The organism is Alkalibaculum bacchi (assembly GCF_003317055.1).
Classification (GTDB): Bacteria; Bacillota; Clostridia; order Eubacteriales; family Alkalibacteraceae; genus Alkalibaculum; species Alkalibaculum bacchi.
In genome coordinates this window covers 109,176-124,175 of the sequence record NZ_QNRX01000002.1, presented here as the reverse complement: position 1 = coordinate 124,175, position 15,000 = coordinate 109,176, and the positions used below count along the sequence as shown (strand labels likewise).

The following is a 15,000-nucleotide window of genomic DNA, read 5'->3' as shown; positions in this document are numbered from 1 at the left end:
TTGCTTTTCTAAACAACTAATTATTTTTTCCAACATATCAACATTTCAACTTATAAAGTTCAGCTTTCAGCTTTCGGCTTTCAGCCAAAAGGTTTTTCCTGTCCAACCGTCCAACCAATAAGATGATTTTTCTTAGAGCTAAAGTAGCTAAAGGCACTTTCCTATTTGACTTTGAGACACAATAATATATAATTAAATTCTAGAAAAACAAGCTAATGATAAGGAGAAATACATGAAGAAAGAGTTTTTAGATAAATTAGATGACTTGTTGCCATTAGTAGAAAGTCCTGGGCGTTATGTTGGGAATGAGTTGAATGTAGTAGAAAAAGATATCACTGCAGATACAATCCGCTTTGCCTTTGCCTTTCCTGATATATATGAAGTAGGAATGAGCCATTTGGGTATGAAAATTTTATATCATCTCCTCAATGAGCAAGAAGCAGTTTACTGTGAGCGAACTTTTGCTCCTTGGATTGATATGGAAAAGGTCATGAGAGAAAATGATATACCTTTGTATACACTTGAAAGCAAAGATAAGCTATCAAACTTTGATTTTGTAGGGTTTACTTTACAGTATGAGATGTCATTTTCTAATATATTAAATATGCTAGACCTTGGTCAGATTCCAATTTACAGCAAAGACAGAGGAGAAGAGGATCCCTTTATTATAGTAGGTGGACCTTGTGCTTTCAATACGGAGCCTTTAGCAGATTTTGTAGATATTGTAGTAGTAGGTGAAGCAGAGGAAGTCCTTTTAGAGCTTATAGATGTATATAAAAGAAATAAAGGTACAAGTAGAAAAGATCTTCTAAAAAAGTTTATGGCTTTGAAAGGCGTGTACATTCCTTCATTCTATGACGTAGAATATCGTAACGAAGGAGAAATTTTACAAGTGAAATCTCTTGTAGAAGGTGCTCCAGAAAAAATTCAAAAAAGGTATATTGAAGATTTAGACAAGGTATCTTTTCCAGATAAAATCATCTTACCTTATATACAGACTGTTCATGATCGTATTATGTTAGAAGTGTTTAGGGGTTGTACACGGGGGTGTAGATTCTGTCAAGCGGGTATGATTTATCGACCAATGAGAGAAAAGAGCCCAGAACGTTTAAAAGAAGATGCGAGAAAACTATTAGAAGCTACAGGTTACGATGAAATTTCTTTATCTTCTTTAAGTACTACAGATTATTCAAAACTACCGGAGTTAATCAATCATTTGAAAGAGTATGAGGAAAAAAAGGTTTCTGTCAGTTTACCTTCTCTTCGAATTGATACTTTTTCTATTGGTTTGGCTGATGAGCTTCAAAAGGTGAGAAAATCTGGACTAACCTTTGCTCCAGAAGCAGGAACCCAAAGGTTAAGAGATGTCATCAATAAAGGCGTTACGGAGGAAGACTTGCTAACTACTGTTTCAGAAGCTTTTGAGGCTGGTTGGGGTCATGTTAAATTATACTTTATGATTGGATTACCTACAGAAACCATGGAAGATATTGAAGGTATCGCCGATTTAGCAGAAAAAGTTTTAGATAGGTATTATAAAACAGAAAGCCCTAAAAAGAACAGAAATGTGAAAATTGTAGTCAGTACATCTTCTTTCGTTCCAAAAGTTTTTACACCTTTCCAATGGGAAGGACAAAACAGCATTGAGGAAATTATTGAAAAGCAGAATTATTTAAAATCCAGACTGAAGAATAGAAAGATTAGTTACAACTGGCATGAACCAGGCCTGAGCGTTTTAGAAGGTGTCTTTGCAAGGGGAGATCGAAGAATTGGTAAAGTCTTATATACAGCCTGGAAAAAAGGATGTAAGTTTGATGATACTAGAGAAATCTTTAAGTATGATGTCTGGATGGAAGCTTTTGAAGAATGTGGCATTAATCCAGAAGATTATGCTCAAGCCAAGAGAAGAGAAGATGAAATATTGCCTTGGGATATAATAGATGCTGGTGTAAGCAAGGCGTTTTTACGAAAAGAGAAGAAAAAAGCTTTTGAAGAGACTACTACAGAATATTGTAGAAACGATTGTTCAAACTGCGGTATTACTAGTTTTTCAGGGAGGTGGGTATGTAATGACCTTGGCTCGAATTAAATATGCAAAAGGCAACGAGATTAAATACATCTCTCATTTAGATTTTCAAAGGAGCTTTCATAGATTGCTCAATCGGGCAGGAATAGATGTAGCATTTTCTCAAGGATTTAATCCCCATTTAAAAGTATCCTATGCTATGGCCATGCCTGTAGGTATGACAAGCGAAGGCGAGTATTTAGACGTGGAACTTGTAGCCCCTATGGACGGTGAAAAACTAAAAGCATTGTTAAATGAACAATCCCCAAAAGGCTTAGAGATATTAGCTGTAAAGATCTTAGAGGAGCCAGTAAAATCTTTAGCCTCTGTCATCACAGAGGGGATTTTAAAAGTAGAAGTTCCTGTAGAAGATCATGTTACAGAAAATAAGATTCGAGAAGTAATCAGAGAAATTCTAAAGAAAGATACTTTAGAATTGACGAGAAAAAATAAAAAAGGAAAATTGGTCACAAAAAATATACGATCCTATATTAAAAAATTAGAATTAGATAGGATTAGCAGCAATAAAGCACATTTAGATATGGTTCTCAGTATGGGAAGTATAGACAATCTAAATCCTCAACTCCTTTTAGACTATATCATTAGAGAATATAAAATTTTTAAGGAATTTCCAAAGGCGAAGATTCACCGAGTGGATATGCTTGTGGATGGGAATGAGATAGATCTTAAATAAGGTGGTAAGGTGGTAAGGTGGTAAGGTGGTAAGGTGGTAAGAAAAAATCTCAGCTCAGCTGAGATTTTTTTCATTTCTTCTTGTTTAGAAGATAATTTTTGTTAATAAAAATTACTTTTTCTACGCTTTCTCGTGATGGGCCACCATCTACTTTTCGGTTGTTTACACAGGCTTCTAAAGTAATACTGTCGTAGATGGTTTCGTTAAAGATGGAGGAGACCTCTTTGTATTCTTCAAGTGAAAGCTCTTCTAAGGTCTTATTTTTGTCGATTGCATAAAGGACTAATTTTCCGATGATAGCGTGAGCTTCTCTAAAGGGAACCTGATTTTTGACTAACCAGTCAGCTGCGTCTGTAGCATTGGTAAATCCTTTTCCCGCAGAATGGTACATATTTTCTTTATTGATCTTCATAGTATCGATCATCTTCGTAAAGATAGGTATAGCCATAGATAAGGTATTCACGCTGTCAAATAAGGACTCTTTGTCCTCTTGCATATCCTTGTTATAAGCTAGAGGAAGGCCTTTCATAGTAGTCAAAAGTCCTAATAAATTTCCATAAACTCGTCCGGTTTTTCCACGTACTAATTCCGCTATATCAGGATTTTTCTTTTGAGGCATAATACTGCTACCTGTGCTGTACTCATCATCTAATTGTACAAATCTAAACTCATCTGAGCACCAAAAGATGATCTCCTCACTAAATCGACTTAAATGCATCATGATGAGAGACATTGCACTCATAAATTCAATAGAAAAGTCTCGATCTGATACAGAATCAATACTGTTCATCGTAATTCCATCAAAATCTAAAAGGCTGGCTACATAAGTACGATCTAAGGGATAAGTAGTTGTAGCTAGGGCACCTGCACCTAAAGGTAGCACATTAGTCCTCTTGTAACAGTCCATTAGTCTTTCTCGGTCCCTTTTGAACATCTCAAAATACGCTAATACGTGATGAGCTAGAGTAATAGGTTGGGCCTTTTGTAGATGAGTGTAACCAGGCATAATGGTATCAATATTGCCTTCTGCAATCTTGATGATGGCCTCTTGCAATTCATGAAGCAACTGATCTATATATATAATCTTATCTTTTACATACATTCTTACGTCTAATGCAACTTGATCATTTCGGCTTCTTCCTGTATGGAGCTTCTTACCCGTATCGCCAATTTTTTCGATAAGAAGTTTTTCTACGTTCATGTGAATATCTTCAGCAGATACATCAAATTCAACTCTGTCATCTTCTATATCTTGTAAAATTTCTTTTAATCCACTTACAATGAGAGCAGCTTCCTCATTGCTGATGATATTTTGCTTCCCTAACATAGTAGCATGAGCTATGCTACCGTAGATATCATACTTGTATAGGATATGGTCAAAATGTATAGAAGAATTGAAGTCATCTGTCAATTGGCTTGTTTCTTTAGTAAATCTACCTCCCCAAAGTTTCATGGAGTTCACATCCTTTTTTTATTCTAGGTGATAGGTGGTAAGGTGGTAAGGTGGTAAGGTGGTAAGGTAACCAGGTGGTAAGCAAAACCGAACCTCGCCTATGGGCGAGGTATCCTGCTCTAGTCATTCTTGAGCGCAGCGAAGAATCTTAAACTAAGCCACCAATGGTGGCTTAGATGTTTTTGCTGACCACCTTACAGCTGACCACCTGACCACCTAAAATGCGCCGAAGGCGCTATTTTTTCTCTTTCATCAACGCTCTTACACGAAGTGGTAAACCAAATAATCGGATAAAGCCTTCTGCATCTTTATGATCGTAAAGATCGCCTGTAGTAAAGCTTGCAATTTCTTCATTGTATAGAGAGTAAGGTGAAGTTGCACCAGCAGAAATCATATTGCCTTTGTAAAGTTTTAATTTGACAACACCTGTTACAGTCTCTTGAGTGCTATCTACAAAGGCTTCTAGTGCTTCACGAAGTGGTGTAAACCATTCGCCACTGTAGACTAATTCTGCGTATTTGATGGCTAGTGTTTGCTTATAAGAGTACGTTTGTTTGTCTAAACATAAATGTTCTAATTCTTGATGTGCTCTATAAAGAATCGTTCCACCAGGAGTTTCATAAACACCTCTTGATTTCATACCTACAACTCGGTTCTCTACTAAGTCGATGATGCCGATAGCGTGTTTTCCACCGATTTTGTTTAATTCAGAAATCATATCTGTGCCATTTAAAGCTTTTCCGTCTAATTTTACTGGGATGCCTTTTTCAAATTCTATTTCTACATATTCAGCTTCATTAGGAGCATCTTCAAGAGTATTTGTCAATTGAAGGATTTTTGAATAATCTGGTTCGATAGATGGATCTTCAAGTTCAAGTCCTTCGTGGCTAATATGCCAAAGATTTCGGTCCCTACTGTAGCTGGTTTCTTTATTCATATTTAACTTAATATCATGTTGTAAGCAATAGTTAATAGAATCTTCACGAGATTTTATATCCCAAATTCTCCAAGGTGCGATGATTTGCAAGTGAGGAGCTAATGCATTAATAGTGAGTTCAAATCGCACTTGATCGTTTCCTTTTCCTGTAGCACCGTGGCAAATGGCAACTGCATTTTCTAATAAAGCGTAGTGAACTAATCTTTGAGCAATAAGTGGTCTTGCTATGGATGTTCCGAGCAAGTATTTATCTTCGTATACTGCGCCAGCTTTCATAGTAGGGTATACATAATTTTGAACAAATTCTTCTGTTACATCGTCAATGTACAATTTGCTTGCTCCAGAAGAAAGAGCTCTTTCTTCGAGACCGTCAATTTCTTGTCCTTGTCCTACGTCTATACAAACACAGATTACATCATAATCATAATTTTCTTTTAACCAAGGTATAATAGTTGTTGTATCTAATCCCCCAGAATAAGCTAGGATTACTTTTTCTTTCATTGTTTTTCCCTCCAAAAATAAATTCAAATAAGTATTGAATAATTATACATTATTGTTGTATAATATGCAATAATAATAATGCAAATTTATGCAAATCATGTTAAAATAGATTCATTAAAACTAAAGAAGGTGTTTATAATGATTAAAGTGGCAGTTGTTGGTGCTTCAGGTTATGCAGGTCAAGAGTTAATAAGACTATTATATCAGCATCCCAATGTAGATGTAAGTACAATTACTTCTAGAAGCAATATTAATGAAAGATACGATAATTCATATGGGAATTACTTAAAAATAAGCGATTTGATTTTTTCTGAAAATGATATGGAGAAACTCAGCGAAGAAGTAGATGTGATTTTTTTAGCTTTGCCTCATGGTGTAGCGTCTAATGTAGTAACACAAGAAATCTTAAATAAAGTAAAAGTCATCGATTTAGGTGCTGATTTTAGGATTAGGGATGTAGATGTGTATGAAAGTTGGTATACGAAACACGGAAGTGTACCATTATTAGAAAAAGCAGTATACGGATTATGTGAATTAAATAGAGAGGAAATTGTAAATACAAATATAATAGCCAATCCAGGTTGTTATACTACTTGCAGCATATTGTCCCTAGCGCCTTTAATGGATAAAAGTTATGTAGATAAGAAGTCTATCGTCATCGATGCAAAATCTGGTGTAACTGGGGCAGGTAGAGGTTTAGATCTTTCTACTCACTATACGGAAGCAAATGAGTCCATAAAAGCGTATAAAGTAGCTTCACATAGACATACGCCAGAAATTGAAGAACAATTATCTAAAATAGCAGGCGAAGGTATTAGGCTCCTCTTTACCCCGCATCTCGTCCCTATGAATAGAGGGATTTTAGCCACTTCCTATGTGAGATTAAAAGAAGAAAAGAGCATTGATGAAATCTACTCAATATACGAAGAATTCTATAAAGATGAATATTTTGTAAGATTATTGCCAAAGGGCAAAAATCCAGAGACAAGATGGGTTAAAGGATCAAATTATTGTGATATTGGTTTAAATATAGACTCTAGGACAAATACTATAATTATAATCGGAGCCATAGACAATCTAGTAAAAGGCGCTGCCGGTCAAGCCGTACAGAATATGAATCTTTTATTTGGTTGGGAGGAGAAAACTGGGTTGGATTATGTGCCGTTGTTTCCGATCTAATCAGGTGGTCAGCATTAAGGTGGTCAGGTGGTCAGCAAAACCATGAAAGCCACCATTGGTGGCTGGATTGTATTGATGTAATTAGGTAGTTAGGAACAAATATATGTTAGCTGGTTTAAAAGTTGTAAAGAAAAAACATTATTCGCCCATAGGCGACGAGTGATTTTGCTTATCACCTGACCACCTGACCACCTTATCACCTTGACAGCTTTACTCCGGAATTACAATGCTACATTCAGGGCATATATTGTTACGAGATGATATCTAAATAAAAACGAAAGAAGCGTGAAAACATGAATATAGTTGAAGGTGGTATTATTGCACCTAAAGGATTTAAGGCAGGAGGGAAGTTTATAGGTCTTAAAAAGGCGAGAAAAGATTTAGCTATTTTGGTGAGTGATGCTCCCTGTAGTTTAGCAGCAGTGTTTACTACCAACAAAGTAAAAGCAGCTCCTGTTTTATGGAATCATGATATTTACAAAAATTATTCAACGATAAGAGGATTAGTAGTAAATAGCGGAAATGCCAATTCTTGTACAGGTAAAAAGGGTGCAGAAGATGCACAAACTATGGCCCAAACTATGGCTAAATTAATGAATGTCAATGAGAAGGAAATCTTAGTAGCATCTACAGGAGTTATTGGCATTCCTATGCCTATTGAAAAGATTGTCAAAGGAATTAGAGAATTACTCCCTGAAGTGGATAATGATATTTTATCTGGAGTTCATGCTGCAGAGGCCATTATGACTACAGATACGATGATGAAGACCATCTCTGTCAAAGTTGAAATAGGAGGAAAAGAGGTGCACATTGGTGGTATGGCCAAAGGATCTGGGATGATTCATCCTAATATGGCAACTATGCTATCTTTTATTACTACCGATGTAAATATTGATAAAGGCTTGTTTAGGGATTCCTTAAAAGAAATTACTCAAGATACCTATAATATGATCACTGTAGATGGCGATACAAGTACCAATGATATGGTTATGGCTATGGCTAACGGCATGGCAGAAAATCCTAAGATTAATGAAAAAAATCAGGATTACGAAGTCTTTTATGAGGCCTTCCTATATGTAAATAAATATTTAGCTCAATCTATTGTAAAAGATGGAGAAGGAGCAAGTAAATTCATTGAAGCAAACGTAACTGGAGCAAAGAGCAAGGATGATGCAAAAGCAGTAGTCAAATCCATTCTAACTTCTAATTTGGTAAAGACAGCTATGTTCGGAGAAGATGCAAATTGGGGTCGTGTTATTTGTGCAGCAGGCTATTCGGGAGCAGATTTTGATCCCGATAAATCTACTTTATACTTTATGAGCGGTGGAGAAAAAATCTTGCTTACAGAAAAGGGATTACCTGTAGATTTTGACGAAAATAAAGCTTTTCATATTCTAAAAAACAATGAAATACAAATTCTTCTAGAGTTAAATGAAGGGGAATATTCTGCTACAGGTTGGGGCTGTGATTTAAGCTATGAATACGTAAAAATAAATGGCGAGTATAGATCATAAATTCAGGCAGTAAAGATGTTATTGCAATAAAAAATGAAATATATAAACACAATAGATTAGGAGTTTAAAATGGATAAGTCGATTATTAGAGCTAAAACCTTGGTGGAGGCTCTTCCATATATTCAAATGTTTAATAATAAAATCATCGTCATAAAATACGGTGGAAGCGCCATGATCGATGCGGAGCTAAAAATGTCCGTTATTAAGGATATTAGCTTAATGAAATTAGTAGGTATCAAACCTGTGGTCGTTCACGGTGGAGGCAAAAAAATCAGTGAAATGTTAGTGAAAATTGGCAAAGAACCAAAATTTATTCAAGGTCTTCGAGTTACAGATGATGAAACTATGGAAATTGCTGAAATGGTACTCTCTGGTAATGTGAATAAAGAGATCGTCCAGTTATTTGAAAAGCAAGGCATAAAGTCAGTAGGTATTAGTGGAAAGGACGGAAGAAGTATTATCGCCAAGAAAAAACTTTTAGACGGTCTAGATATCGGTTGGGTAGGAGAAATCGACACCATTCAAACAGAGCTGATTACAGCCCTAATTGAAAATGATTTTATTCCTGTCATAGCACCTATTGCTTGTGATGAAAACAATAATACTTATAATATCAACGCAGACTACGTAGCTGGAGCCATAGCTGCTAAATTAGGTGCAGAAAAATTGATTTATTTGACAGATGTAGAAGGGGTCTTAAGAGATGTAAAAGACAAGACCAGCCTCATATCAAAGATTAAAGTAGATGAAATACAAAGATATAAGGACGACAAAATCATACAAGGTGGGATGATTCCTAAAGTAGATTGTTGTGCAGAAAGCATCAAAAATGGAGTAGCCGGAGTACATATACTAGATGGGCGGGTAGAACATAGTATTCTATTAGAACTTTTTACAAATTCTGGTATAGGGACAATGTTAATGCCGTAAAAAGTGCTAAAGGCACTTTTTAGGTGGTAAGGTGGTAAGGTGGTAAGGTGGTAAGGAAAAACCAAACTCGCCTATAGGCGAGTTTGGTTTTCATTTCAGCTTTCAGCTTTCAGCATAAAAATGTATGAAGTATATATATGTATATGAAAGGACGATTATTATGGAAAATAGCACCATTACAAAAGGTAACGAATATATTATGAGCTCTTATTCTCGTTTTCCACTAGTGCTGGAAAAGGGCGAGGGAGTTTATTTGTATGATGATAAAGGAAAGAAGTACTTAGATTTTGTAGCTGGTATTGCTGTGAATTGCTTGGGGTATGCTCACCCCGCTTTTGTAAAGGCTATAACAGAACAACTTCAAAAGATGAACCATGTTTCCAATCTTTATTGGACGAAGCCACAGGTCGAAACAGCTGAATTGTTGGTAAAATACTCTGGGCTAGATCAAGTGTTTTTCTGCAATAGTGGAGCAGAAGCGGTAGAATCGGCATTAAAATTAAGTCGAATTTACAGCGAAAAAAACAAAGGACAGGATTGTTACGAGATCATCGGCATGAACAAATCTTTTCACGGCAGAACTATGGGGGCTCTCTCATTGACTGGTCAAGAGAAATATCATGCAAACTTAGCTCCTTTGCTCCCAACGGTAAAGAGAGTAGAGTTTAATAATCTTCAAGACTTAAAATCTCAAATTTCAGAGAGGACTTCTGCTATCATCTTAGAGCCTATTCAAGGAGAGGGTGGCATATATCCTGTAGATATTGATTACTTAAAACAAGTAAGAAAAATCTGTGATGAGCAAGATATTGTCTTAATCTTTGATGAAGTACAGACAGGAATTGGACGTACAGGTAGCTTATTTGCTTATCAAGAATTAGGTGTGGTGCCAGATATTGTCACTTTTGCAAAAGGTTTAGGAAATGGAATTCCTATAGGTGGTATTATTGCTAAAAAGAAATTCTCTAAAGAATTTACACCAGGTACTCATGCATCTACTTTTGGTGGAAACTCTATCTCTACTACTGCTGCAAAAGTAGTCTTGACAGAGATTATGGAAAATGGAGTATTAGAAAGTGTTAAAGAAAAAGGAAATCATTTGAAGAAATCCTTAGAAGAATTAAAAAATTCCTTTGACACTATAGTAGATATAAGGGGAATGGGTCTAATTCAAGGAATTGAAGTGACAGCACCTGTTGGAGTTATTGTTAATAAAGCCATGGAAAAGGGACTGCTCCTAGTATCTTCAGGAACCAATGTAATTCGTTTTGTACCACCACTTATTATTACAATAGAACAAATTGACCAAGGTATAGCAATCCTAAAAAGCGTGCTGGGGGAAATAGAATGAAATCATTCATCTATTTAGAAGATGGAACAAAATTAGAGGGCAAAACCTTTGGCGTTAATAAAACGGTAGTGGGAGAATTGGTATTTAATACGGGAATGACAGGGTATGAGGAAGTGTTGACGGATCCTTCTTATAAGGAACAAGTAGTTATTATGACTTACCCATTAATAGGAAATTATGGCATTAATAAAAAAGACAAAGAATCATCAACAATTCATTTAAAAGCATTTATTGTAAGAGAGTATGCAAAAATACCAAACCACTACGAGAGCTATGAAACCCTTAATCAATTCTTAAAAGAGCATGATATTCCTGGAGTATATGATGTGGATACCCGAATGCTCACAAAAAAGGTTCGCGAAAAGGGCAGTATGAAATGCTTAATTACTTCAGAAGAGCTAAAGAATCCAGAGGCGTTATTACAAGATTATGAATTTCCTAAAGATGTAGTTAAAATAGTATCTCGAAAAAAGAAAGAGTGTTTTCCGGGAAGAGGAATAAAGGTAGGTATTTTAGATTTAGGACTAAAGGATGGAATTATAAATCATTTACAAAAAAGAAATTGCAGTATAAACATTTATCCTTATGACACAAAAAAAGAAGAGATTGTAGAGGATGGCATCGAGGTATTATTAATCTCTAATGGTCCGGGAGATCCCAAGAATTGCACTGAAGTCATTGAATTAGTAAAGCAGTTAACAGGTGTTATACCCATATGGGGGATTTGCTTAGGACATCAAATACTGGCATTAGCATTAGGTGGAGATACCTATAAAATGAAATTTGGTCATAGAGGAACAAATCACCCAGTGCAGGACATTACAACTGGAAAAATACTAATCTCTTCTCAAAATCATGGCTATGCAGTAGAGGAAAATTCGCTTCCTTCCTACGTAGAAAAAACCTACATGAACATTAATGATAATACATTAGAGGGGTTTGCATATCCTAAATTTTCTATAAAGGCTGTTCAATTTCATCCAGAAGAAGGACCTGGCTCTATTGACGGACATAGTATATTTGACGAATGGCTACATAATTTGAAAGCAGGTGAAGACTATGCCTAAGAGAACTGACATTAAAAAGGTTTTAGTAATCGGTTCTGGCCCTATTATTATTGGTCAAGCGGCTGAATTTGATTACGCAGGAACTCAAGCTTGTAAGGCTTTACGAGAAGAGGGAATGGAAGTAGTATTAGTCAATAGCAATCCTGCTACGATTATGACAGATGAAAATATTGCAGATCGGGTATATATAGAACCGATTAATTTAGAAGCGATTACTTATATTATTGATAAAGAAAGACCAGATGGCTTACTTGCTACTATTGGAGGGCAGACAGGGCTAAATATGGCAGTAGAACTAGAAAAAGCAGGTGTGCTAGACAAGTATAAGGTTCGATTGCTTGGAACATCTTTAGAAGCTATTGAAAAAGCAGAAGATCGTGAAAGCTTTAAAGCTTTAATGGAAGAAATAGGAGAGCCTATTCCTAGCAGTGAAATTATCTCTACTGTAGAAGACGGTGTGGCTTTTTCAAAAAAGATTGGATTTCCATTGATTATTCGACCTGCCTATACTTTAGGGGGTACAGGGGGAGGCATTGCCGAGAACGAAGAAGAACTTCGTGAGATTGTTCATACGGGAATTATGTTTAGCCCTATTAATCAAGTCTTAATTGAACAAAGTGTGGCTGGATGGAAAGAGTTAGAGTACGAAGTCATGCGAGACAGCAACGACACTTGCATAATCATCTGCAATATGGAAAATATAGATCCTGTAGGAATACATACTGGAGATAGCATCGTTGTAGCTCCTTCTCAAACCCTAACAGATAATGAGTATCATATGCTTAGAGAATCTGCTCTTAAAATCATTCGAGCTTTAAAGATTGAAGGTGGGTGCAATATTCAATTTGCCCTAAATCCTAAGAGTAAAGAGTATATTGTCATTGAAGTTAACCCAAGAGTAAGTCGATCTTCAGCCCTAGCGTCAAAAGCGGCAGGCTATCCTATTGCAAAAATTGCCGCTAAGATAGCAGTTGGACTACAGCTTCACGAAATTGACAACGCTGTAACAAAAAAGACAAAGGCTGCCTTTGAACCTACTTTAGATTATGTGGTTATTAAGATACCAAAATGGCCATTTGATAAGTTTGAGTATGCTAATCGAAAATTAGGTACCCAAATGAAGGCTACTGGAGAGGTGATGGCTATTGACCGTAACTTTGAAAGTTCTTTTCTAAAAGCAGTTATCTCATTAGAAGGCAATATTATTTCTATGAGAAAACAAGATTTAGAAAAATTAAGCAATAAAGAAGTAGAAGATTTACTTTATGTTGCAGATGACAGTCGAATCTTTACAATCTTTGAAGGTCTTCGAAGAGGTATCTCGATTGATAGAATTCACGAAATTACTGCAATAGATGAGTGGTTTTTAAACAAGTTTAATAACATCATCAATGTAGAGAAGGAAATGATGAACCAGCCATTAAATTACGAGTTACTTTATAAGGCTGAGAAATTAGGATTTACAGATAAGGAAATTGAAATTTTATCTGGTGAAAGCAGCAAGGTCATCGATGCCATTCGAAGAGCTCATCATTTGTATCCGGTATATAAAATGGTTGATACTTGTGCTGGAGAGTTTGAATCTTCAACCCCTTACTATTATTCTACTTATGAAACAGAAGATGAAAATGTCATCAGCAAAAAAGAAAAAATCATCGTCATAGGATCAGGTCCAATTCGAATTGGTCAAGGAATCGAGTTTGATTACTGTTCTGTTCACGCAGCTTGGGCTATACAAAAATGTGGCTATGAGTCTATTATTATCAACAATAATCCTGAAACAGTCAGTACAGACTTTGATACAGCAGATAAATTATATTTTGAGCCATTATTTATTGAGGATGTGTACAATGTCATTCGAAGGGAAATGCCCAAAGGTGTCATTGTTCAATTTGGTGGGCAAACATCATTAAACTTAGCTGAAAAGCTCATGAATCGGGGAGTTCAGATTTTGGGGACATCAGTTAATGCCATTGACGTAGCTGAAGACAGAGAACGCTTTGACCGATTGCTCCAAGAGTTGAATATTTTACGTCCAAGAGGAACAGCCGTTACAAGTAAAGAGGCAGGGATAGCAGCTGCAAAAGAAATAGGTTATCCTGTACTCGTCCGCCCATCTTACGTCATAGGGGGAAGGGCTATGCAAGTGGTTTATGATGAATCAGAACTCGTTAAGTACCTGAAAGAAGCAGCTCGAATTTCTACAGAACATCCTATACTTATTGATAAATATATTTTAGGTAAAGAAGTGGAAATTGATGCTATTAGCGATGGAACGGATATTTTAATACCTGGTATTATGGAGCATATCGAAAGAACAGGTGTCCATTCAGGAGATAGTTTTAGCGTATATCCTCCACAAAATATGAGTCCAGGTGTAGTAGAAAAAATTGTAGATTATACAAAGCAAATATCACGAGCCTTAAATGTAAAGGGCTTAGTTAATATTCAGTTTGCTATTCAAAATGAGGAAGTTTATATTATAGAAGTCAATCCTAGAGCATCTCGAACAGTGCCAATTATGAGCAAGGTTACAGGTGTGCCAATGATTGATTTAGCCATGAATGTTATTTTAGGAGATAAATTAGAAGATTTATCTTATGGAATTGGACTTAGGGAAAGTGGCAAATTAATTGCTGTAAAAGCCCCGGTATTCTCTTTTCAGAAGCTACTAGATGTAGATCCTGCTTTGACTCCTGAGATGAAATCTACAGGTGAAGTATTAGGGGTAGACCAAAAATATGAGCTGGCATTGTTAAAAGCATTTTTAGGTGCTGGATATAAGTTTGATTTAAAAGGTAAGGTTCTCTTTACAATTAATGAAAGAGATTTAGCAGAAAGCATAGAATATGGAAAAGAATTTAAAACTTTAGGTTATGATATTCTCGCTACAGACCACACTTATAAGTATTTTAAAGACAATGGTTTAGAATCAGAGATTATGAATAAATCTCAGATAGAAGAAATTAAGGGGCAAATCAAGAGTGGGGAAATCTGCGCAGTTGTCAATACGCCAACAATAGGAAAAGACCCAGATAGAATAGGATTCCAAATTCGTTCTTACTGCCAAATGTTAAATGTGCCGTGTTTTACGAGCTTTGACACCGTAAATGCGTATATTATAGCATTAAAGGCATTAATGGAAAATAAGGATATTACTTACGATACTATAGGGGAATACCTCTAAGTTGTAAGTTGTAAGATCTACGTTCTATGTAAAAGCCCTTAGGTATTCTTTTGGGGAAAAACAAAACAGCCCCATAAGGGGCTCAAATAATAAGTAGAAGGTGGGCTACATTTAAATGTGGC

The 15,000-nt window shown here is 35.9% G+C and carries 10 protein-coding genes; 8 read left to right on the top strand and 2 right to left on the bottom strand.

Annotation, left to right across the window (positions count from 1 at the left end; translation table 11 throughout):
* The first annotated feature begins 232 nt into the window (after window positions 1-232).
* Both DES36_RS01985 and DES36_RS01980 read left to right on the top strand, forming a co-directional pair.
* The gene (locus DES36_RS01985) at window positions 233-2,089 is read left to right on the top strand and encodes a TIGR03960 family B12-binding radical SAM protein (RefSeq protein WP_113919542.1); all 1,857 of its coding nucleotides are present in this window, start codon (window positions 233-235) and stop codon (window positions 2,087-2,089) included.
* Entirely contained in the window at window positions 2,070-2,759 is a 690-nt protein-coding gene (locus tag DES36_RS01980) for a TIGR03936 family radical SAM-associated protein (protein WP_113919541.1), read from the top strand. Before DES36_RS01985 ends, DES36_RS01980 begins: the two co-directional genes overlap by 20 nt.
* Window positions 2,760-2,829: 70 nt before the next feature.
* Here the strand turns inward: DES36_RS01980 and argH are convergent, their stop codons facing one another.
* Both argH and DES36_RS01970 read right to left on the bottom strand, forming a co-directional pair.
* On the bottom strand, window positions 2,830-4,212 hold the full coding sequence (argH, locus tag DES36_RS01975; protein ID WP_113919540.1) for an argininosuccinate lyase: 1,383 nt from the start codon (window positions 4,210-4,212) through the stop codon (window positions 2,830-2,832).
* Window positions 4,213-4,447: 235 nt separating this feature from the next.
* A complete protein-coding gene (locus DES36_RS01970) occupies window positions 4,448-5,650 on the bottom strand; it encodes an argininosuccinate synthase (RefSeq protein ID WP_113919539.1) in 1,203 nt (400 codons plus the stop codon).
* A gap of 138 nt (window positions 5,651-5,788) precedes the next feature.
* On the opposite strand from DES36_RS01970, the gene argC reads away from it, so the two are divergent.
* From argC to carB, 6 genes are all read left to right on the top strand, one after another.
* Window positions 5,789-6,829, top strand: a complete 1,041-nt coding sequence (argC, locus tag DES36_RS01965; protein WP_113919538.1) for an N-acetyl-gamma-glutamyl-phosphate reductase — start codon at window positions 5,789-5,791, stop codon at window positions 6,827-6,829.
* Between the two features lie 293 nt (window positions 6,830-7,122).
* The gene (argJ, locus tag DES36_RS01960) at window positions 7,123-8,343 is read left to right on the top strand and encodes a bifunctional ornithine acetyltransferase/N-acetylglutamate synthase (RefSeq protein WP_113919537.1); all 1,221 of its coding nucleotides are present in this window, start codon (window positions 7,123-7,125) and stop codon (window positions 8,341-8,343) included.
* 69 nt (window positions 8,344-8,412) lie between these two features.
* Window positions 8,413-9,273 (top strand): acetylglutamate kinase, encoded by an 861-nt coding sequence (gene argB / locus DES36_RS01955; protein ID WP_113919536.1) that lies wholly within the window; start codon window positions 8,413-8,415, stop codon window positions 9,271-9,273.
* Window positions 9,274-9,433: 160 nt separating this feature from the next.
* A complete protein-coding gene (locus DES36_RS01950; protein ID WP_113919535.1) occupies window positions 9,434-10,624 on the top strand; it encodes an acetylornithine transaminase in 1,191 nt (396 codons plus the stop codon).
* A complete protein-coding gene (locus DES36_RS01945) occupies window positions 10,621-11,691 on the top strand; it encodes a carbamoyl phosphate synthase small subunit (RefSeq protein ID WP_113919534.1) in 1,071 nt (356 codons plus the stop codon). Before DES36_RS01950 ends, DES36_RS01945 begins: the two co-directional genes overlap by 4 nt.
* On the top strand, window positions 11,684-14,878 hold the full coding sequence (carB, locus tag DES36_RS01940) for a carbamoyl-phosphate synthase large subunit (RefSeq protein ID WP_113919533.1): 3,195 nt from the start codon (window positions 11,684-11,686) through the stop codon (window positions 14,876-14,878). Before DES36_RS01945 ends, carB begins: the two co-directional genes overlap by 8 nt.
* The last annotated feature ends 122 nt before the right edge of the window (window positions 14,879-15,000 follow it).